Source organism: Xenorhabdus littoralis (assembly GCF_033949345.1).
GTDB lineage: Bacteria > Pseudomonadota > Gammaproteobacteria > Enterobacterales > Enterobacteriaceae > Xenorhabdus > Xenorhabdus littoralis.
Window position 1 is genome coordinate 61424 of record NZ_VCDP01000034.1, and the last position, 19687, is coordinate 81110.

The window sequence follows — 19687 nt, forward strand, 5'->3', positions numbered from 1 at the left end:
AACAACCTAAAATCATTCAGTTAAAACAAAGGGATCGGCATCTTTCAGGAAAGGGAAGCGCGCTCTCACATCCCGAACATGAGAAAGAGATATCTGCATGGTTTTCACCACTTCGTGATCTTTTTCATGCAGCAAGATTTCCCCCGATGGATCAATCAGCATGGAGTGTCCGTCATAGTCATGTTGATTGCCGTCCTGCCCCACACGATTGACCCCGATGACATAGCTTTGGTTTTCAATGGCGCGGGCCTGTAATAGCGAATACCAGTGAAGTGAGCGTTTGGATGGCCAACTGGCAATGTAGATTGCCGCATCGTAGCGACCATTGATGTTGCGTGACCAAATCGGAAAGCGCAGGTCATAGCAAATGAATGCCGCGATTTTCCATCCCTTGAAATCCACAATCAGCGGCGCATTCCCCGCAGTGTATTCGTGATGTTCATGGGCGAAAGAGAAGAGGTGTTTTTTATCATAATGAGCCACAGAGCCATCAGCATTGCACCACAGCAAGCGGTTATAGAAGTGCTGGTTTTCCGTGATAATCATGCTGCCAACAATCGTACAGCTTTTTCTGGCCGCCAGTTCTTGCATCCACCGGATACTGGGGCCGTCCATTGTTTCAGCAATGGATTGTGGTTTCATGCTGAAGCCCGTGGTAAACATCTCCGGCAGAATAATCAGGTCGCTGTCCGTGATCGGTTCAATATGTTGTTCGATATGCTCACGGTTTTTAGCTGCATCTTCCCAAACCAGATCGGTCTGAACGAGGGTCACCTTGAGGTTTTGTTGCATCATTATAAACTCCGTTTCAATACGCTTTTTTTAGTTATTAAAATTCAATATGACAGGCAGACTGATCACAGGTCTGCATCAAATAACTGCTCCAGAAAACCGCCCATTGCTGAAAGAAGCTTGATTTCTCCTTTTTCTCCCTGCTGTTGTGGTGACGGAATAAAACCGCATTCAATCAGATAGTTGAAATAACAGAAGAGGAGTTTCTTATCCGAAGGGGCACATTGCAGGCCACTTTCACGGAGTAAATCAGTCGTTATCTCTGTGGCATATTTGGCTTTTTCATTCAGTTCCAGACCGTCGTGGGCAAGTGCCAGTAAGTCAGTAAAGACTGAGCGGTAAGGCTGTCCATTGAGATAGAGGCAACTTTGCGCCAGAGATTCCATGTAAAGATCGTTATCAATAGTTTCGATGCGATACCCGAATTCACGCAGGGTAACAATGATATCGTTGAAAGTGATGGGGTTTGGATTCACCAAATGAAGTGTTTTGCCCTGAAATTTTTCGATATTCAAAATGGCATACAATGATGCTTTCGCAACGAAATCAACGGGCGTGATATCAAAATCTTCCACTGAACTGAAAGTAAGGCCGGTTTCCACCAGCGCCCGGAGCATTTCATAATAGATGCCCCTGACATTAGTGATCTTCAGTGGATAACTGCCATCAGTACTGTCCCCCCAAATATTGCCCGGACGCACAATGACCCACTTAAGGCCTTTTTTGCCGGCTTTATGTACGGCTTGTTCCGATTCAAATTTGGTCCGTTCATAATCCATGTCATCGAATCTCTGCCCCACATTCAGATCCGTTTCATGCATGACAAAGTTTTTATACAGATGTTCCCCCACCACGCTGAAACTGGAGGTATAGAGCATGGGTATATCGCCCTGTAAGCAGAAATCAATGACATGATGTGTTCCCTGCACATTTACAGGCGCAAGTCTGCCGTAAGATGCCACCAAATTAGTCCGCGCTGCACAATGGATAACCCGGTCAATCTTGCCGGTCAGTTCTGAGTACAGTTCTTGCGTCAGCCCGAAGTTCTTTTTCGCAACATCACCCAATACCGGAATAATGCGGTGAATCATGTTCCGGCACTGTTGTTCCTTATCATAGGTGAACAAAAAACCTTCCAGACGTTCCAGTGCCTGTTGGTCATTTTCGGCTCGTATCAGGCAATATATATTGGCATCAGTGGTCGCCAGAATTTCAAATAAAACTCTTCCTCCCATGACTCCTGTTGCGCCGGTAATAAATATATTTTTAATATCCTTTCGGGTATGGTCGAGCATGTTTACCCCTTATGCTTAAGCATTAAATCAGGCGAAAATTTGTCTGGTATTCCCGCTATTCCTGACGACTTAATTAATGACGTTTATTCGGTGACGTTCCTATATCGTGCCGACACGCATTCCTCCATCCAGAGGGATTACCGCAGTATTGAGATAATTGGTTTTGCAACTTGCTAAAAATCCGACGACTTCTGCCACGTCATCTGACGTTCCCCAGCGCCCGATGGGCACAATGGAACGTACAACCTTGTCTTCCACAACAGACTCCATCGGGCCGGAACTGACAAACTGATCCAGCATGTCGGTTTTGCAGATCCCCGGCGCAATGGCGGTAACGCTGATATTCAGTGGCCCTAATTCACGTCCCCAGGATTCGGTGGCCGAGATCAGCCCTGCCTTTGATGCCCCGTAAGCGGCACTGCCTGCCGCTCCCCAAATACCCGCGATTGAGGCAATGTTGATGATGCGGCCGTATTTCTGCTCTGCCATGTGGCGAACAAAAATTGAGGTACAGTTGAAAGCGCCGACCAGATTGACATCAATCACTTTGGCGTTTTCATTCAACCCCTTACCGGACAGGCAGAAGGCACGATGGATAATGCCGGCGTTGTTCACCAGCACGGTGATGGATTTACCCAGTGTTTCAGTTATTTGTTGCTCCGTCCGCGCGACGGAGGTTGTATCTGTCACATCCATTTCAAAGATGGCGAGGGATTCGGGGTGTCCGAGGCGCTCCTGAAGGAGCGCCAGTTTTTGCATGCTGACATCCGTTGCCGCCACCAGATAACCAATATCCAGCAACACCTTGGTAATTGCGGTACCAAATCCCCCCGCAGCTCCGGTTACAACAGCGATTTGCCGACTCATTCGGCGATCCCTTCTTTAAAGGTGATATCAATCACTTTGCGGGCATTTTCCATTGCATCAAAGATCCGCTCTTCAAAGAAACGCACATCATCCTGTGACATCAACAGGTTGGAGTACATGCGGGATAAGGGCGAGAACTGGATGCCGTAGCGCTTGGAAATTTCACGGATGATGATGTCGCAGAACTTAACTTTATCGCTGTAACCTTCTGAAGAGGTAACCGGCGTGTTTTGGGAGTGATAAACCAATGCAGTCGGCATTCCCTGTACCACCAGCGGCAAGTCAACCGCTTCTGCTGCTTTGACAAAGGTGTTGGAGATCTGGCGCATAATGTTGCCCATGCGGTCATAGCAGCCGGGGTCCTGCTCAATCAACCTGAACGTGGTCTGAATGGCAGCCAGTCCCAAAGGATAACCGTTGAATGTTCCTGCATGGATAACTTTTCCACGGGTATACAGGTTCATGATGTCACGACGGCCGGCAATGGCAGAGATTGGCATGGAGCCGCCGCCTAATGCTTTACCGAAAGTTGCCAGATGTGGCGTCACGCCCAAGAGTTCCTGCGCACCACCCAGTCCCAAACGAACTCCGGTAATGATTTCATCGAAAATCAGCACAATGTTGTATTTTTCACATAATGACTTGGCTTTTTCCAGATAGCCTTCGACCGGGAAAATACCGCCCCCGTTGATGCAAAGCGGCTCCATCAGAACAGCAGCGATTTCATTGTGATAGCGTTCGACGGTAGCAGTCAGAACATCAATGTCATTCCACGGCAACATGAAAGATTGATCGACCATGATGTTGGGATCACGACCCAGAGTATCCAGCAAGTCACCTTTGAACTGTTCTGGTACCGGGTAAGTCAGATCCTGCTTCTTGCGCCAGCCCATGATATTGTCGGCGTTACCATGATAATGGCCGTGGAAACGGATAAAGCGATTTTTACCCGTAAAGGCACGGGCAAGACGCAGCGCATTTTGAACGGCTTCTGTTCCGCTCAGGCAAAAACGCACCATTTCAGCACAGGGGATGTGCTTGACCATGGTTTCACAAACACTGACTTCCAAATCACAGGTATCGACTGAAGTGACTTTATTCATATAGTCAATCAGGGCGTTGTGGTAGTCCTCATTGTGATGCCCGACCAGTAATGCACCAAATTTACAGAACAGATCCAGATGCTCGTTGCCATCCAGATCCCATACACGGGAGTTCAGCCCACGGTTGAAAGGGATCACCAACGGGCGCTCAGGATCACCAAAGTTATAGTGTGAGCCGCCGGGCATCAGATCCCAGCACTTCTTGTAAAAACTTTTTGAGTTATCCAGACATAGTTTTGTTGAGAAATCCATAGCTTCTTTACTCCTCACCTGTGATTTTTGAGCTGATATTTCGCTTAATTCGTCGTTATTTAATTGAGCGTTATTTAATTGAGCGTTATTTAGTTGAAAGCTGAACGGTAGGTTCCGTTTAGCTTGGTCAGGTACAGCAACATTGAGTAATTCGAGTAGAGAGAGGCGGGTAAGATAAGCCGCACCATTCATCAGAAGATGGGCGATATCACTGACATGCCGGTTTTCCACCGCCTCCAGCGGACTGCCTTTCAGCCATTCATTCATGGCCCCCATTGCCGCGCCGCACCAGATTTGGTAATCCATATTGCGTTCAGGATCACCGGTAATGGCCCAGCGGGACGATTGACCGAGATACCATTGGAATACCAATGCCATTTTTTTCTTGGGCTGTTTTTCTGCTTTGGCGATCATTTCCGGCTGGTTGATGGCATGAAAATAATCGATGGTTTCCTGCCAAATCGCTGCCAGTGGTTGGTGAAATATCTGTTTTTCCAGCAAGGCAATTTCCTGCACAGGCAAGCTATCCAGACTGTCATGCTGTTTATACAGGTTGTACAGTTTCTGGGCGCGCACGGCATACATGCTGCCTTGTTTCAACACCTGCACTTTGGCACCCAGCTCGAACATATCCGCTGATGGAGCTGTCGCGACATCACTGATTTGTGCCTGTCCCAGCATTTTTTTCACGGCACCGGATGTCCCCGCTTCCACGCAACACTGATTGACCGAACCGGTGACAACATAAGCCGCTCCCAGTGCAAACGCGGACAGAACGGCATGGGGTGTGCCTAAACCACCCGCAGCGCCGATCCGGATTTGATAGGGATAAGAGGCTTCCTCTGCGATTTCATCCCGCAACTGTACGACTGAACGGAAAATACAGGCGAGTACGCCCTGATCGGTATGCCCTCCTGAATCGCCTTCTACGGTGATGTCATCTGCCATGGGTATCTGGCGGGCCAGATTTGCTTGTTCTGCGGTAATAAGTCCCTCAGCCAGCAGTTTTTTCAGGATTTTCTCAGGCGCAGGCCGTAAAAAATGCTGGGCGACTTCACGACGGGAAACTTTGGCAATCAGGCGATGGTGTCGCCGGATCGTGCCATCCGATTGCTGTTCCAGACCCGATTGTTGTTCCAGACCCGATTGCTGTTCCAGACCACTGGCGCGGTAATAAACCAGCGCCGGACTGAGGTTGATGTAAGCGGAGGCTTCGATGACCCGCACCTGATTTTCCATGCACAAGCGGACACAGGCCATTTCCCATTCAGGATGAGCGGGGTTATGCAGCAAATTGACCCCGAACGGCCCTTCGGGCAAAGCCTGCCGGATGCGTTCAACCGCCTCAGCGATCCGCTCAATACGCAGGCCACCGGAACCAAAAATGCCCAAGATGCGCTGTTTACCCAGCGCGATGACCATCTCTTCCGAATGAATACCATTGGCCATAGCGCCAGCATAATAAGCATAGTTCACGCCATAATCGGCCATGAACCCTGCATCCCCCAGACTGCCAGCCGTTATTGCCGGTAAACGGCCCAGTACGGAAGCCTGTTCGCCCACGGTTTTATCCGCAGACGTTTTATCAGCCGACGTTTCATCAGAGAATGTTTCATCAGAAAATAACAGTGATACTGAATCCCCGATTTTTACGACTTTCAGTTCAGCGTCCAACGCCTGTAAATGAGAAAGATTTTCCGTCAGCAGGTACGTTTTGGATTTATGAGACGATGAATTCACCGATAAGCGCTGATTCATATTGAGGCTTCCTGTTTCTGTTCTGCCGCATCGCCACCCATTCTTGGCTGTGGCTGACGGCGAATATACCTCACGCCCATATTGTCACTGACGCCGATAACACTGCCTCGGTAGAGGGTTTCCGCAATGAAAAACAATGTGATAGACGCCAGTTTGTCGCCGGAGTGTTTATCGCCGGAGTATTTGTCGCCAGAATAAGTGGTATCGATGGATTTACAGGTCAGCCGGAATTGCAACACATCCTGTTCGCATTTCACGCCTCCCCGGAATCTGGCACTGGTTGTATGGTTAGTCAGCGTCTGTGCTTCCCAATCAGGCCGGGAGTGCAGCCCAAGATAGAACAGGTAGAATTTCATCAACTGTTCTGCGCCTTCGACCAGTAATGTTCCCGGCATAATGGGATCATTTTTAAAATGCGCCTTGAATGCCCAGTGAGCAGGGTTGATATCAAGTTCCCCGACTATCTGCCCCAAACCAAACACGCCTCCCGCAGTATCGGGGCTCAGGATCCGGCTCAACATACGGGTATCAGGTGTACACAAATGTTTCCCGCTGAGACGGCCATAATCTGAACCAAAACAGGCCGCCAAATCGCCATTCATGACGTGGGTGATATCCTGTTCTGTGAATGTTGTCCGTTCACAATGCAACCATTCTCTGTGTATCAGGTCATTATGTATCAGGTCATCGTGTGATAACGGAGTGGCAGCTTCCGCCGATAGGCCCTTTCTGGCTTTGGCGAAATAGGGGCGGGTATCAAAGTTACCGGCCTTTTCCATGTCTTTGCGGCTGAAGAAACCCGAAGTGGCGGTCAACCGGAATACCAGACGATCCCCCACATAGCAGAGATATTCATACGTCGCCAACACCAAGCCTCCCACCCGATTGATAGAAGTGATATTGACCCGGCCACGCAATACTTCCCCTGTCTTGGGCATTTCACTGTAAATCGTGGTACTACAGTCCACCGCACGGTAGCAAAGCTGTCCCTTGAATATCATGTCACAGCCAATGACCGTAAATGCCACGATCATCGCATGGGAGGATTCCAGCGCGACGAATGAAGCAACCTTGCCATCCACGGCATACCACGCATCTTCAGGGATATCGTATTCCCATTCGATATAGCAGGGTTCCAGTTTGTCTTTAACGGCAGAAAGCGCCGTGATGCGGGAAACAAACATGAACGGAGGCGATGGCATACGGGTACGTATTGGATAGCTGTCCACTTCGGCGTAATCAGCACCCAAGATTTTTTCCACGCTACCGTCTGTCAATTCCAGCAATTGCTGCTCGTCAAAAACCACCGGAGACGTTTTCACTGCCTTTTCCGGTGTAACCGGTATGTGTGCCAAAGGCTGCTTTATTAATTGCTGATTTATGAGTCGATAGTATGTCTGTTCCAATTGCAGATAATGCAGATGGGTGGTGGCATTGCGTATGAAATGGTTTACTTCCGCAGAAGACGACATATTGCCCGGGGTTTCTGTCCCTGCCTGAGTTCCTTCCGCCGGCAATTCGACCTTAGATAACTCAGCCTCAGATAATGAGGCAAAACGTGCCAGTGTCTGTTCATTAAGGATGAACTCTTCTACCGTTTTTTCCCTTGCGGTATATGTCCTGATATTCAAACCCGCTTGAGTGGATTCTTGACGATAGGTTGAACGTGCACGTTTTCCATGCTGTGGCTCACTTAAAATGACATGGTTGTAAGAGCGATCAATACCCAAATGGCTGACTACCGCACGACGCGGGGCTTTTGGCAGTGCAGGCCAGGCTTCAGTATGGGCAGGTAAGTGGAATTTCCCCCCGGCATGGCGGGCCAGTTCCTGACGCTGTGGGTAGTCCGGCAATACCGGCAAATACCGTTGTGCCAGTTGCAATGCAGATTTGATGATGCCGAGCAGACCGGCAGCAGCAGACAGGTGGCCGTAATTGGCTTTCAGAGTCCCAATGGTGGCGGTCGGTTGTCCGCCTGATGATCCATAAACCCGACTGAGTGCAGCCAGTTCAGTCGCTATCTCTCCTGATTTTCCACCTGCATACAGTTCAATGTAACCAACCTGATCCGCGGTGCAACCCGCCGCTGCCAAACCGGATTGAGCGGCAGAAACGATGGCTTCTTCAATCACGGCACCTTCATTCATTCTGCCATCAAGGGAGCTGTCAGGCAGATAACTGATGCCCATTCCATCCAGCACAGCATAAGTTGGCGTATCATCGCTGATGGCATCCTGTTCGCGCTTGAGGACAATCACCCCGCCCCCATCGCCAACCCTCTGATTGCCTTGATAAGACTGATGATCCCACAACACATTTTCCAGACTGCCGCTAAAACTGCTGCTGGCAATCATCACCGCATCCACGTGCTGTCTGGTCAGCATAAACTGGGCCAGCTCCAGCGCCTTAAATGGGGAGGTTTCTTCTCCATAGAGGGTAAACGCCGGACCGTTCAGCTTTAAATGTGCCGCCACACGGCTTGCCACGATGTTGCCAATGCCGCCTGTAATGCCTTCGGGATAAGGTTTAGGGAACAGGCTGTCTTTGACAATTTCCTGCAAGGCAAGGGTATCTTCTTCTGACAGATGAATGCCGTGGCTAAGCAGACTTTGCCTGAGTTGCCAGCTAATTTCATTGCGCACCTGATAACGCAGTGAGCTGTAGTCAATGCCACCCGCCACAATCACGGCAATATTGCGTTTTTTGCCGTCCAGTGCATAACCCGCGTCGAGAAAGGCTTGTTCCGCGATAGGTAACAAAAACAGATGGCAACTTAAATGCGCGCCGATGACATTTGGCGGTAATTTGAATTGCTTGCAGTCAAATTCAAACGATTCAATGTAAGAGCCTAAAGGTGGCTGGCTGACTCCACGCATCGCCAGAACATCCGGCCGTTTTTCCATGCCAATCCAACGGGTTTTCGGCAGCGGATAGAAATGTTGTGTACCTTGCTGAAACGCGTGATCCAGTGTTTTGCTGTCTTCTGTTTTCGCCATGTGTACGCCGATCCCCACAATGGCCAGCCGATCAGCTTTCTGCGGGTTTTCCGGTTTAACCTGCGTATATGCCGCCCTCAGCTCATGGCTATCTTCACTGATGACCATATGTCCGTTAACACCACCGAAACCAAAGGCGTTAATACCGGCACGTTTGGCCCGGTGACTGACAGGCCAGGGTTTGGCTTCCCGCACGATATGATCAATATTCAGCTTGCCTTGGGGCGTGGAAACCAACTGATTGACCCGTGGTGTCGCAGGAATAAGGCTGTGTTTCATAGCCAACAATACTTTCAGCAAGCTGCCCATGCCCGATGCCGTGAGCATATGCCCGTTGTTGGCTTTGTTGGCACCGATTAGGGGAATTTTTCCGTTTCCACCAAGCACCTGTTCATCCAAAGCATGTTCATCCGAAGCGGGCTCACCAAAAAACGTTTCGATGGTCGATAGCTCGGTCTGATCCCCAATGTTTGTGCCGGTTGCATGACACTCAACATAGTCAATGTCACGCTGACTGTGCTGATATGCCCGTTCCAGCGCAATGAGCTGCCCCTTCTGATCAGGCACCAGCAGGTGTTTGGTTCCGGCATCATTGGACAACCCGATGGATTCAACTACGCCATATATTTTATCGTTATCACGGACAGCATCGGAATAACGCTTGATGGCCACCATGCCAACCCCTTCACCGGCTTTCACGCCTTTTGACGATTTATCAAAAGGAATGGAATCGCCTTTGTCAGGGAATACCTGCAAAATATTAAAACCGTGATCGATATAAATATGATCTACATGGCAGATTGATCCGACCAGCATCATGTCGGCCTTGTGGCTGAGCAGGTAATCAGCCCCTGATTTAATGGCATACAGCGCTGATGCACAGGCCGCATCAAGGCAGTAACGAGGGCCGGACAGCCCCAGAGCCAATGCGGCAATTGTGGCATTGTGCCCGCCGGTCATTAAATTTTGCTCAGAATGATTTGCCTGCGGCCAAAATTGATCAAACTGAAAATCGGGTCGTCCAATTAATTTCTGAATATAGGGTTGTAATATTTTGTGATAAAAAGGACTCATCATTTGTTTGGTTGAATGAGTCGGCATACCAATATTACCGAGAATTAACCCTGTTTTTTGCAATACGTTTTTATGTTGACGATAACCACTGTCATTTAATGCCTGTTCAGCCGCATAAATTGTCCATTTAAATAAATTGTCCAGTGTATTTAATTCTTCTTCCGGCAGGTTATATCCTTTGCCGTCAAAATGAAAATCACGGACATGTCCATTATTGACATAATTGATTGTATCAGGTGTACCAGCGACCGGAGAATAATAGCAGGCCGGATCAACACCCAGCTCCAGGGCCGATAAAGGTGTAGAGCTATCCTTTGCCTTCAGCAGATTATCCCAATATTTTTCAGGAGTATCTGCGCCGGGAAATAAACACCCAACACCAACAATTGCAATATGTTCCATAAAGGAGGGACTCCTTATTGTGATAGCATTTCCCTGATCAAATAAATTTTATCAGGTGTATTAGCAATCTAATTTTTATTATTTATATCTGTCGTATTTCATTATTTATTTCACGGTTTATCTCACTGTTTATCTCACTATGCTTTTAGCTGTTCTTTTCATTATTAATTTCACTATTTAATTTATTTATTATTTAGCGTAATTATTTCATTGTGGTCTTTGGCGGCAACGGTGCTTTGACTGCCCTGTAATTCTTTCCACCAATAGTGATTTGACGTGAACGGGGATCACCAAATTCGCGCACGAAACGTTGCGTCCCCTCTTCAAGCGGAATAATCACCATATTCTGGGTTTGGTATGCCCGTTTAAGCACATCGCTGACCATGCCACCATCCCACGGTCCCCAGTTTACCGAACGAATTATCTGACCCAGTTGGCTCTTGAGCGGCAGGTAGGCAAATTTGTTCAGTGCTTCATTTGCCAGCGAATAATCGGTCTGCCCGGCATTGCCGAAGAAACCGGCAACCGATGAAAACAGCATGATGTGGCGCAAAGAGGTACAGTCCAGTTCACGACACACATTTTCAAGCCCTTTGACTTTGGCATTAAAGACCGAATGTAAATCCGCCAATGTTTTCTTTTCAATCCGTTTATCCGCCAGATTACCCGCTCCGTGGATCAGGCCGGTTATCTGTCCGAATTGCCGCTGGGCTTCATTCAGTACACTCTTTATCTGATTCGGATCGGTGATATCACAATGCAGGTACATCACCTGTGATCCTGATTGTCTGATGTCCTGCAATGTCTCATTGATTTCATCAATATGAATCAAGCGACTCAGCATACTATTCACCTTCACAGGTGTCGGCTGAATACCCTGAGCCTGAAGGTGCGCAATGGCGGCAGTCTTGCGTTCATCCAGTGTATTCTTGCCTATTGCCCATTCCGGCAACGGGGCAGTCATATCGGTACGTCCGAGTAAAATGAATGTCGCCTGACTCTGTTTCGCCAAGGCGATAACGCAGTGTGCGGTAATACCCCGTGCGCCTCCGGTCACCAGCAGTACATCTTGCGAGTTAACCTGAATGGCAGGGGTTGATGGCAATATGCGTTCTTCCGCCAGCGCCAATGTCATGCGTTCACCCGTTACACTACGCCCGATTTCTGCCAATTCAGTGCGGCTGTCCTGCAGCTCCTCTATGACTATCTTCGCGACATCGCTGTTGTTGATTCTGGCATCGATATCGACTGTCCGGCAGAAAACATTTCCCCATTCGATATTCAGCGATTTGGTCAAGCCAGTGATACCCGCAGAAACAATCGGCAGGTATTCACGTCCAGAGGTCAGAAGTTCACCATCGCCCCGCATCACCACCATGAAGTAGCCAGACTGCGATCCCCCCCCGTTCAGGCTAACTTGCAGGCGTTTTGCCAGCAGGAAAGTCGTTTCAACCGAGCGGTAATCCTGCTCATTGAACACATTAACCAATGCGTTGACTCCCTGTTTCGGTGCCTGTAAATAGATCACGCCGTCAATGGTGCCATATTGTTGCTCAATCTCTGTCAGCACGGCATCCAGCACAGCCTCATCCCCCATGATGGCCGGATTTTGCCCCAGACTCAGGACAACAACTTGCTGTCCCTGCTGTCTGAGCGCGTTAACGATGCTATCTGCGCTGGCGGTTCCCTCATCTGCGACCAGCCAGCGTTTAGGGGATGAAAACACGTCCGGTAGACGATCCGGCATCGACAAAGATTGTTTCACAACGGTAAAACGTGAAACGGGTGAGTCAGCAAAAGGCTCTTCTTCATTATTTTGTGAAGCTATATTACTCAGTTCAGGCTGAACCGCAGGGGACTCTATCCGTTGCGATTCAGCTAGCGGCTTTTTTGCGCGGTAATCCTCAGAGGGTGTTACTGTCGAGGTCACAAATCCCAAAGACCGCAATTTTACCGACGATCCGTCATTTTCAGGCGTTGCGGATTTATCGTTTTTGGGCGCACTGTTTTCTGCTGACAGCGGCGTTTTTTCCGGTTCCGGCGCATTACCTTTGTTGCGTAAGGCACTAATCGCTTCATCAATCATTTGTTTGAAGAACAAACTCATTCTGGCGATGGTGCTCAACGAATCAACTTCAAAGTTTTCCAGATCTTTGTTTTTTGATGTTTCATTGTAAAGGCCGGTGTTCGTAGAGAACGCATCAAACATTGCACCAAAAATTTCCAACCGTTTGATGGAGTCAATACCCAAATCAGCTTCCAGATCCATCTCTGCGGTAATCATATCCTGCGGATAACCGGTTCTGTCACTGACGATAGTAATCAATTGGTTGATAATGCTTTCTTCTGTGATTTGTTCAAAACGCTTGATCTGATTTTCTACTTTAGGATCGAGCACCTTCGCCTGCGCTTTGATTTCCTCACTTGCTTTTGGCATTACTGGCATCTGTATTTCGGGAACGTGTATTTCAGCAATAATTGGACGTACTGCCGCAATCTCTTCCCTTGTTTCTACTGGCTGAATTTTCGATACGGATGCAGGGGCTGGCTCGGCAGCGATGACCGGTGCTGTCGCCACAGGAGCCGGAGTCACTGTTTCTGCTTGTGCTTGTGCTTGTGCAGGAACGGGGATCTGTACTGGCGCTTCTGCCTGTACCCACTCTTCCGCTTTGACCGGAGCAGTATAGCCAACAGCCGGTTGAGTCAGGCGATTCACTGACCCCGTCACTGATGCAGCCTGACCGGGCTGGAACAGGTTTTGTTGCGTCACAAAATAGCGTTCGTGGTTGGTATGGTACAGTTCAAGGTTCTTGTCCAACAGTTGAACGCTCTGGCTCAGGCTGGAAAGCATCGCTGGCAGGTTCTGGTGATCTTTGCAACTCTCCAGCAAACTATATTGTTTTTCTAACAGCGTATTCAGCAGTTGGATATATTCTGTCTGGTTAGACTGAAATTGTTGATGCAGTTGGCTCATGACTTGCTGAGCCTGCAACAATCCATTTAATGTGTGCGCATCTGGGCGGTTTTCACTCAATTGATTATTCTGTTCCATAGGTTCATCTCGTCTTTGAATAATTGTCAGTATGTTCTGTTGAATCATGTTCTGTTGAATAACATGGTCTGAAACAGGTTGTTTGTGTTCAACTTCCGTCAACACCCTGTCTTCTGGTTGCATTAATGAAGGAGCAGTGACTGGTGCAGGGATAGATTCCGCGATAAATTGCTCAACAACGGCGTGATCTCCATCACGCAAAGCATGTTGACGTCGCGCCTGGTTTTTCTGGGACAAGAAGAAACCGCCACTCAGTCTGAATGTCAGGCGCTTATTCTTGTCTTCTTCCATCGGTTGAATGCGGACATGTTGGTTTATATGCCGCAGCTTGATACCTTCTGCCAGTAATCTTGCCTGAGCACGGGCAAATTGCAGGCGCTCTTCTCCTTTATCACTGGGATTGACGGAAATTACCGCATGTTCTTTATCCTTCAGGATATCGGATACGAGTTTACCCAGTACGCCTTTCGGCCCTACTTCGACAAACAGCCTTCCACCCTGTTGATAAATGGCTTCAATGGTTTGGCGGAATTTCACCGGCCTGATCAACTGTTCTGCCAGTAGTTCCCGAATATCCGGCGAAGCATTGCCATAAAGTCCTGCGGTGGCGCTAGAAAACAGTTTGCATTGCGGTGGGTTGAACGTGATATCAACCAAACGCTCACGATAAGGCTGATAGGCTGACTGGATGAATTCTGTATGGAATGCCGCAGACACAGGCAGGATCCGGCAATTCACGCCCGTTTTTTTCAACTCTTCATTAAGTTGATGGATAAGGGTCGTCGCTCCCCCGAATACAACTTGCTGATCAGAGTTATCATTGGCGATCACAAGACCGACATAGCGTTTCAATATTTCCGCGCGTTGTGCCTGAGAAAGAGAAGCCGCCAACATTGCACCGGGATCCTGACCGGCTCCACGATGAATACCGGCAGAGGCCGCAGCCCAGCCTCTGGCAAGGGACACCCGGTGGAAATCTTTCTCAGAAAGCACTCCCGCCGCCCACAGTGCCGTGACTTCACCATAACTGTGCCCTGCGACAAAATCAGGCGTGAATCCCATACTGTTCAGTATATTGAAATAGCCTGCGCTGATAGCGCCCAATGCGGGCTGGGCATTGGCTGTATCCGTCAGCCGTTGTTGCTGGACCTGCTGTTCTCCCTCAGAAAATGCCGGGATCGGATAGATAGTGGTTGACAGTTCATGGCCTGATTCATTGATGGCAATATCATCCAGTGTTTCCAATGATTGGCGCATTTCGGGGTAATCATTGGCGATATCACGCGCCATATTGACATACTGAGAGCCTTGACCGGGAAACAAGGCGACTATTTTGCCATCAAAATTTTTCCCCTGCGGTTGGAAATAGATCCCGCGCGGGTGCTCCCAACCCAGAGTACTGTTCTTTTGCAGTTGATTAATCGCAAGGGATAGCAGTTCAACTGTCTGTTCAACGGATTCGGAGACAAACAGCAATCTGGCCTGCTGTGGCAGTAAATCATCAATATTTTGCTGCTCAAGATGCTGGCGAATGGCCTTATCTGATAACTCACCACTAAAACAGGAGAGCGCCTTTTCACACTCAGCAAGCAACTCTGTCGGATTATTGCCTTTAAACAACATGATCCACGGAGATTCGTTCAATCTATAACGACCATGCGTATGCTTTTCATATTCTTCCAGAATGGCATGGAAGTTAGTTCCCCCGAAACCGAAAGCACTCAATGCCGCCCGGCGCGGCGCAATGCTGAACGGGCGCAACCACGGTCTGGCTTCATTATTAACATAAAAAGGACTGCTTTCGGCCATCAATAAGTTGGTCGGTTGTCCTACATTTATGGTGGGAGGCAAAACTTTATGATGCAGAGCCAGCGCGACTTTCATCATGGATGCCGCTCCAGCGGCACAACGGGTATGACCAATCTGGGACTTGATACTGCCGATTGCGACTGATTTCGGGGGAACCTGATATTCACCAAACACCGCATGCAGGCTTTTGAGTTCGGTATCATCACCTGATGCCGTGCCTGTACCGTGAGCTTCCACTAATTGAATATCATTGGGTAATATTCCTGCACGGGTATACGCGCGTTTCAATGCCTTAACCTGTCCTTCCTGACGAGGGGCGAAGATACTTTTGGCCCGGCCGTCACTGGAGGCTTCAATGGATTTGATGACAGCATAAATTCTGTCTCCGTCCAATTCAGCATCTTCCAGTCGTTTCAGTACCAACATACCGACGCCATCACCTAACATCATGCCGTCCGCGTTCTGATCGAAAGGACGGCACAGGTGATTTTTTGATAACGCAGGTGTCTTGCTAAAGCATAAAAATGAAAAGATGGAGTTTTCTAAATTGATGCCACCCGTTAATACGGCATCACAACTGCCGGAATGTAATTCACCAATCGCCGATTTAATTGCTGCAAGGCTGCTGGCACAGGCGGCATCAACCATATAGGATGTGCCACCCAGATCGAAATAACTGGCAATCCGGCCACAAGCGACATTTCCCAAAAATCCGGGGAAACTGTCTTCATTCCAGCCAAGATATAATCCATGTGACCGTTCGATAATGTCATCTGCCACTTTTTCTGACAGGCCGGATTTAATCATGATGCGACGTAAATAAGGTGCTTGCTGACGTGCAGCCAGTGAAAATGATGTATTGCCATTTCCCGCACCGCCTAAAATAACACCGATACGATCACGATTAACTTTGCTATTTTCCTGACCAATCAACCCCGCATCCTGCATAGCCTGCTTGGCAACATAAAGGGCAAATAACTGTGCTGTGCTTATCGAATCAATAATAGCCGGCGGAATTTTGAATTCTACGGGATCAAAATCAATTTCAGGAACAAAACCAGCACGATGACTATATGTTTTATCAGTGGCCGTTGGATCAGGATCGTAGAAATCCTCTTTTCGCCAATATTCATCTTCTGATTTATTTGTGACATCAGTCAATGAATCCTTTTTATTTATGATGTTTTGCCAGAATTTATAAAGATTTGGCGCATCAGGAAAATGACTCGCCATACCAACGATCGCAATATCCCCACGAATTTTTCTATCATGTAAAAAATATGTCTCAGACATACATTCCTCGTGTGTTGAATAAAACAACCCTTGAATTCAACATATATCCTTCGTCTTTCAAGTTGTTACTCGAAATCCATTGGTTAGATATATGATGAATTGAGTGTTTTTACTGTCGTCCTCAGCCAGAAAAAACAATTCCCCCTCTGCTCATCAAAACAATCTCAATATATATCCTTCATCTTTCAGGTTTCAGCTTTGTTGGCTGTGCTGAAACCTGAAATCGATCAGATATCGACCAGGTTTGTTTTAAAAAAAGCAGATTATCGAAATATTCTGACAAGAATATTACTGGTAATTTTTAGATAGTTATTTTTCGCTTCCCATTAGTATCAAAAAAGGAACCAATAAATAGTTATATCCGTCATATTTTAAATTATTTTTTTATTGGCTACGCTCACTCACCTCACAATCACATATTAATAATAAATAAAGTGATAGTCACCAATTTACAAACATAGATTTATAAACATAGATTTATAAACATAGATTTATAAACATAGCATTATAAAAATAGTTTTATAAAATTTACGTTTTAAACGTTGAGTTATAAACATTGAGTTAGCATGTTCCCAGCCATTCATTCCTTTACTGCCTCGCTGAAACTTAAAATTTATTGGATGTTTTTGGTTCAATAAAATATACATAATATAAAACCACCAACAACTCTGACCAGATACTGGTTAGGATCATCAATAAAAATGGGATACAGAGGGTAATCAGTCCCCATATATCCCCGTCATCTTTCAAATTTCAGGTTGAAAGACGATGGAGGATAAGAACAGGGCCCCTATAACTCTCCTTAAAATTAACTAATTCCATTACATTATTTAATGGGGGAAGATTAATGTATTCAGAAGAGAGTAACTTAATTACAGATAAAATCATCACCAAAGAAAATATCACAAATCCAAAAAACAATGATAATGCAACCATAATTCTTTTACCTTGCTGCTGTGCTGAAATTTAAAATTTATTGGATATATTTATTACTTGCAGTGTTATAAAAATTATTACGAATAACAAGTAAGCATCATTCTTTAACGTTTTCCCTTAACGCTATATTTGTATACCCCTATTTTATTTACCTTTCAATTCTTAAAAAAAAACGATTCTAAAGAGCACTCAATACCTGTTTTTTTATATAACAATGAGTTAATAAAAATTGATCACGGACTAAAAGTGTAATCGATTAATGTGAGAATAAAAAAAAGAATATAATGCTAAAACCATATCAATACTTAGATAATTATTATCAATGATATATTTTAATACACCTGAAAAAATATTATTCCAATAACATGATTTTATCGATGATTTCATCCAAATACTATCATTGCCCGCAATACTATTACTTAGCGCAATACCTTCTTTTTCACTATCAATAACACTTCCCCGCTCGTTACAGAGCGAGGTTTTAGGGTGTTTTTTTATTTAAAGGTGAAATTATTTCTTCATTTCAAATAGATTAATAAAATAACTACATTATATATTCAGATAATATCTTTCTGGCTATTACGCGCTAACCACAGAGAAAGAGCCTTAAGTGAATCGGGCGTGAACTCATCACAACGAGCCGTAATTTCTTCTGGTGTTAGCCAGTAAACCGTACTCACTTCTTCTTCCTGTAGTGCAAACGGCCCATGACTGACACAACTGAATAACCCTCCCCATATCCGACAGGTATTTTCTTTGCAATTGTTCTCTTCATAGTAGAAAACACCATGCTCAGCAAAAGGAACATCGGCTATTCCTAACTCCTCTTCCGCTTCCCGACGAGCGGAATAAAGCAGATTCTCTCCCACCATAACGACGCCACCTGCTGTAGCATCCAGTTTTCCCGGGTAGAAATCTTTCGTCTCTGTACGATGCTGAACCAGAATTTTACCCATACCATCATGTACAACGATATAGGTAGCACGATGCCTCAAGTTTTGCGCTCTCATCTGCTGGCGAGTCGCCTGCGCAATCACTTCGTTGTCTTCATTGACGATGTCAACCCACTCAATAATTGCTGATTTTTCTTGCGCCATCCTAAAAACCTTTAATAAATGATCTACGCGCCAATTTTTGCTGTGTCACCCCATTAACGAGGCCAAAAGCGGATAAGGGGTGCCATAACTGGCTAAAATAAATTCGCTAACATCAATATAGAAAATCTGTAATATTTTACAGGCAAATAAAACCAATGGTAATGTAGCAAATCTATATTGTTCAAAGTGTTATTATTACCGGAGGTTATATGATAGATCTATACTATGCTCCAACCCCTAACGGCTATAAAATCACTCTGTTTCTCGAAGAAACCGGCCTACCTTACACCATTCATCCGATCAATATCAGTACTGGCGAGCAATTTAAACCCGGGTTTCTTGCCATTGCCCCCAATAATAAAATCCCCGCTATCGTCGATCACCAACCTGCTGACGGAGGAGATCCTATCTCCATTTTTGAGTCGGGCGCCATTTTACTTTATCTGGCAAATAAAACAGGCCAGTTATTAAGCAAAGAGTTACGTGAACGTACAGAACAATTGCAATGGCTGTTCTGGCAAGTCGCGGGGTTCGGCCCGATGCTCGGTCAGAATCACCATTTCAATCGGTACGCCCCTGAAGTTGTACCTTATGCGATTAAACGCTATGTAGAAGAATCACAACGTTTATATAACGTATTGAATACCCAGCTGGAAAAAACACCCTATTTGGGAGGAAATGAATACAGCATCGCAGATATTGCAACTTATCCGTGGGCTACATGCCATGAGCACCAAAAAATTGACCTGAAAGATTATCCAGCCGTTGAAAAATGGCTAGATAAGATCAGACGGCGCCCTGCAACACAGACCGCCTATAATGATGCCTAACTTCAATTTTCAAGAAATTCAGTTAATGGCGAAATTTTTCACCAAAAAACTTGATATTGATAACACATAGCAGCATTTTTCGCTGCCACACGAGTCATCCCCTGCTATAGTCAATCACTGGCTATAGTCAA

The 19687-nt window shown here is 46.6% G+C and carries 8 protein-coding genes; 1 reads left to right on the top strand and 7 read right to left on the bottom strand.

The annotated features are described in order from the left end of the window. Positions 1-12: 12 nt before the first annotated feature. The 7 genes from FE394_RS10040 to yfcD all read right to left on the bottom strand — a co-directional run bounded on the left by FE394_RS10040 (position 13) and on the right by yfcD (position 18726). A complete protein-coding gene (locus FE394_RS10040) occupies positions 13-795 on the bottom strand; it encodes an amidohydrolase (protein WP_319926253.1) in 783 nt (260 codons plus the stop codon). Between the two features lie 62 nt (positions 796-857). Next, positions 858-2087 carry an SDR family oxidoreductase gene (locus tag FE394_RS10045; RefSeq protein ID WP_319926254.1) on the bottom strand — a complete coding sequence of 410 codons (1230 nt, stop codon included), beginning with the start codon at positions 2085-2087 and terminating at the stop codon, positions 858-860. Between the two features lie 99 nt (positions 2088-2186). Continuing rightward, the gene (locus tag FE394_RS10050) at positions 2187-2954 is read right to left on the bottom strand and encodes an SDR family NAD(P)-dependent oxidoreductase (RefSeq protein WP_319926255.1); all 768 of its coding nucleotides are present in this window, start codon (positions 2952-2954) and stop codon (positions 2187-2189) included. Further along, entirely contained in the window at positions 2951-6067 is a 3117-nt protein-coding gene (locus FE394_RS10055; RefSeq protein ID WP_319926256.1) for a PfaD family polyunsaturated fatty acid/polyketide biosynthesis protein, read from the bottom strand. Before FE394_RS10055 ends, FE394_RS10050 begins: the two co-directional genes overlap by 4 nt. Continuing rightward, the gene (locus tag FE394_RS10060) at positions 6064-10539 is read right to left on the bottom strand and encodes a polyketide synthase family protein (RefSeq protein ID WP_319926257.1); all 4476 of its coding nucleotides are present in this window, start codon (positions 10537-10539) and stop codon (positions 6064-6066) included. The genes FE394_RS10055 and FE394_RS10060 overlap by 4 nt, the downstream gene beginning before the upstream one ends. A 202-nt stretch (positions 10540-10741) precedes the next feature. After that, entirely contained in the window at positions 10742-16693 is a 5952-nt protein-coding gene (locus FE394_RS10065) for an SDR family NAD(P)-dependent oxidoreductase (RefSeq protein ID WP_319926258.1), read from the bottom strand. 1493 nt (positions 16694-18186) lie between these two features. Beyond that, positions 18187-18726 (bottom strand): NUDIX hydrolase YfcD, encoded by a 540-nt coding sequence (gene yfcD / locus FE394_RS10070; RefSeq protein ID WP_319926259.1) that lies wholly within the window; start codon positions 18724-18726, stop codon positions 18187-18189. A gap of 209 nt (positions 18727-18935) precedes the next feature. Here yfcD and FE394_RS10075 point away from each other — a divergent pair, with 209 nt between their 5' ends. Then, positions 18936-19556 carry a glutathione binding-like protein gene (locus tag FE394_RS10075; protein WP_319926260.1) on the top strand — a complete coding sequence of 207 codons (621 nt, stop codon included), beginning with the start codon at positions 18936-18938 and terminating at the stop codon, positions 19554-19556. The last annotated feature ends 131 nt before the right edge of the window (positions 19557-19687 follow it).

Excerpts from the sequence above, each read along its gene's own strand:
- FE394_RS10040 (WP_319926253.1), bottom strand. The coding sequence starts at position 795 with ATGATGCAACAAAACCTCAAGGTGACCCTCGTTCAGACCGATCTGGTT.
- FE394_RS10045 (WP_319926254.1), bottom strand. The coding sequence starts at position 2,087 with ATGCTCGACCATACCCGAAAGGATATTAAAAATATATTTATTACCGGC.
- FE394_RS10050 (WP_319926255.1), bottom strand. The coding sequence starts at position 2,954 with ATGAGTCGGCAAATCGCTGTTGTAACCGGAGCTGCGGGGGGATTTGGT.
- FE394_RS10055 (WP_319926256.1), bottom strand. The coding sequence starts at position 6,067 with ATGAATCAGCGCTTATCGGTGAATTCATCGTCTCATAAATCCAAAACG.
- FE394_RS10060 (WP_319926257.1), bottom strand. The coding sequence starts at position 10,539 with ATGGAACATATTGCAATTGTTGGTGTTGGGTGTTTATTTCCCGGCGCA.
- FE394_RS10065 (WP_319926258.1), bottom strand. The coding sequence starts at position 16,693 with ATGTCTGAGACATATTTTTTACATGATAGAAAAATTCGTGGGGATATT.
- yfcD (WP_319926259.1), bottom strand. The coding sequence starts at position 18,726 with ATGGCGCAAGAAAAATCAGCAATTATTGAGTGGGTTGACATCGTCAAT.
- FE394_RS10075 (WP_319926260.1), top strand. The coding sequence starts at position 18,936 with ATGATAGATCTATACTATGCTCCAACCCCTAACGGCTATAAAATCACT.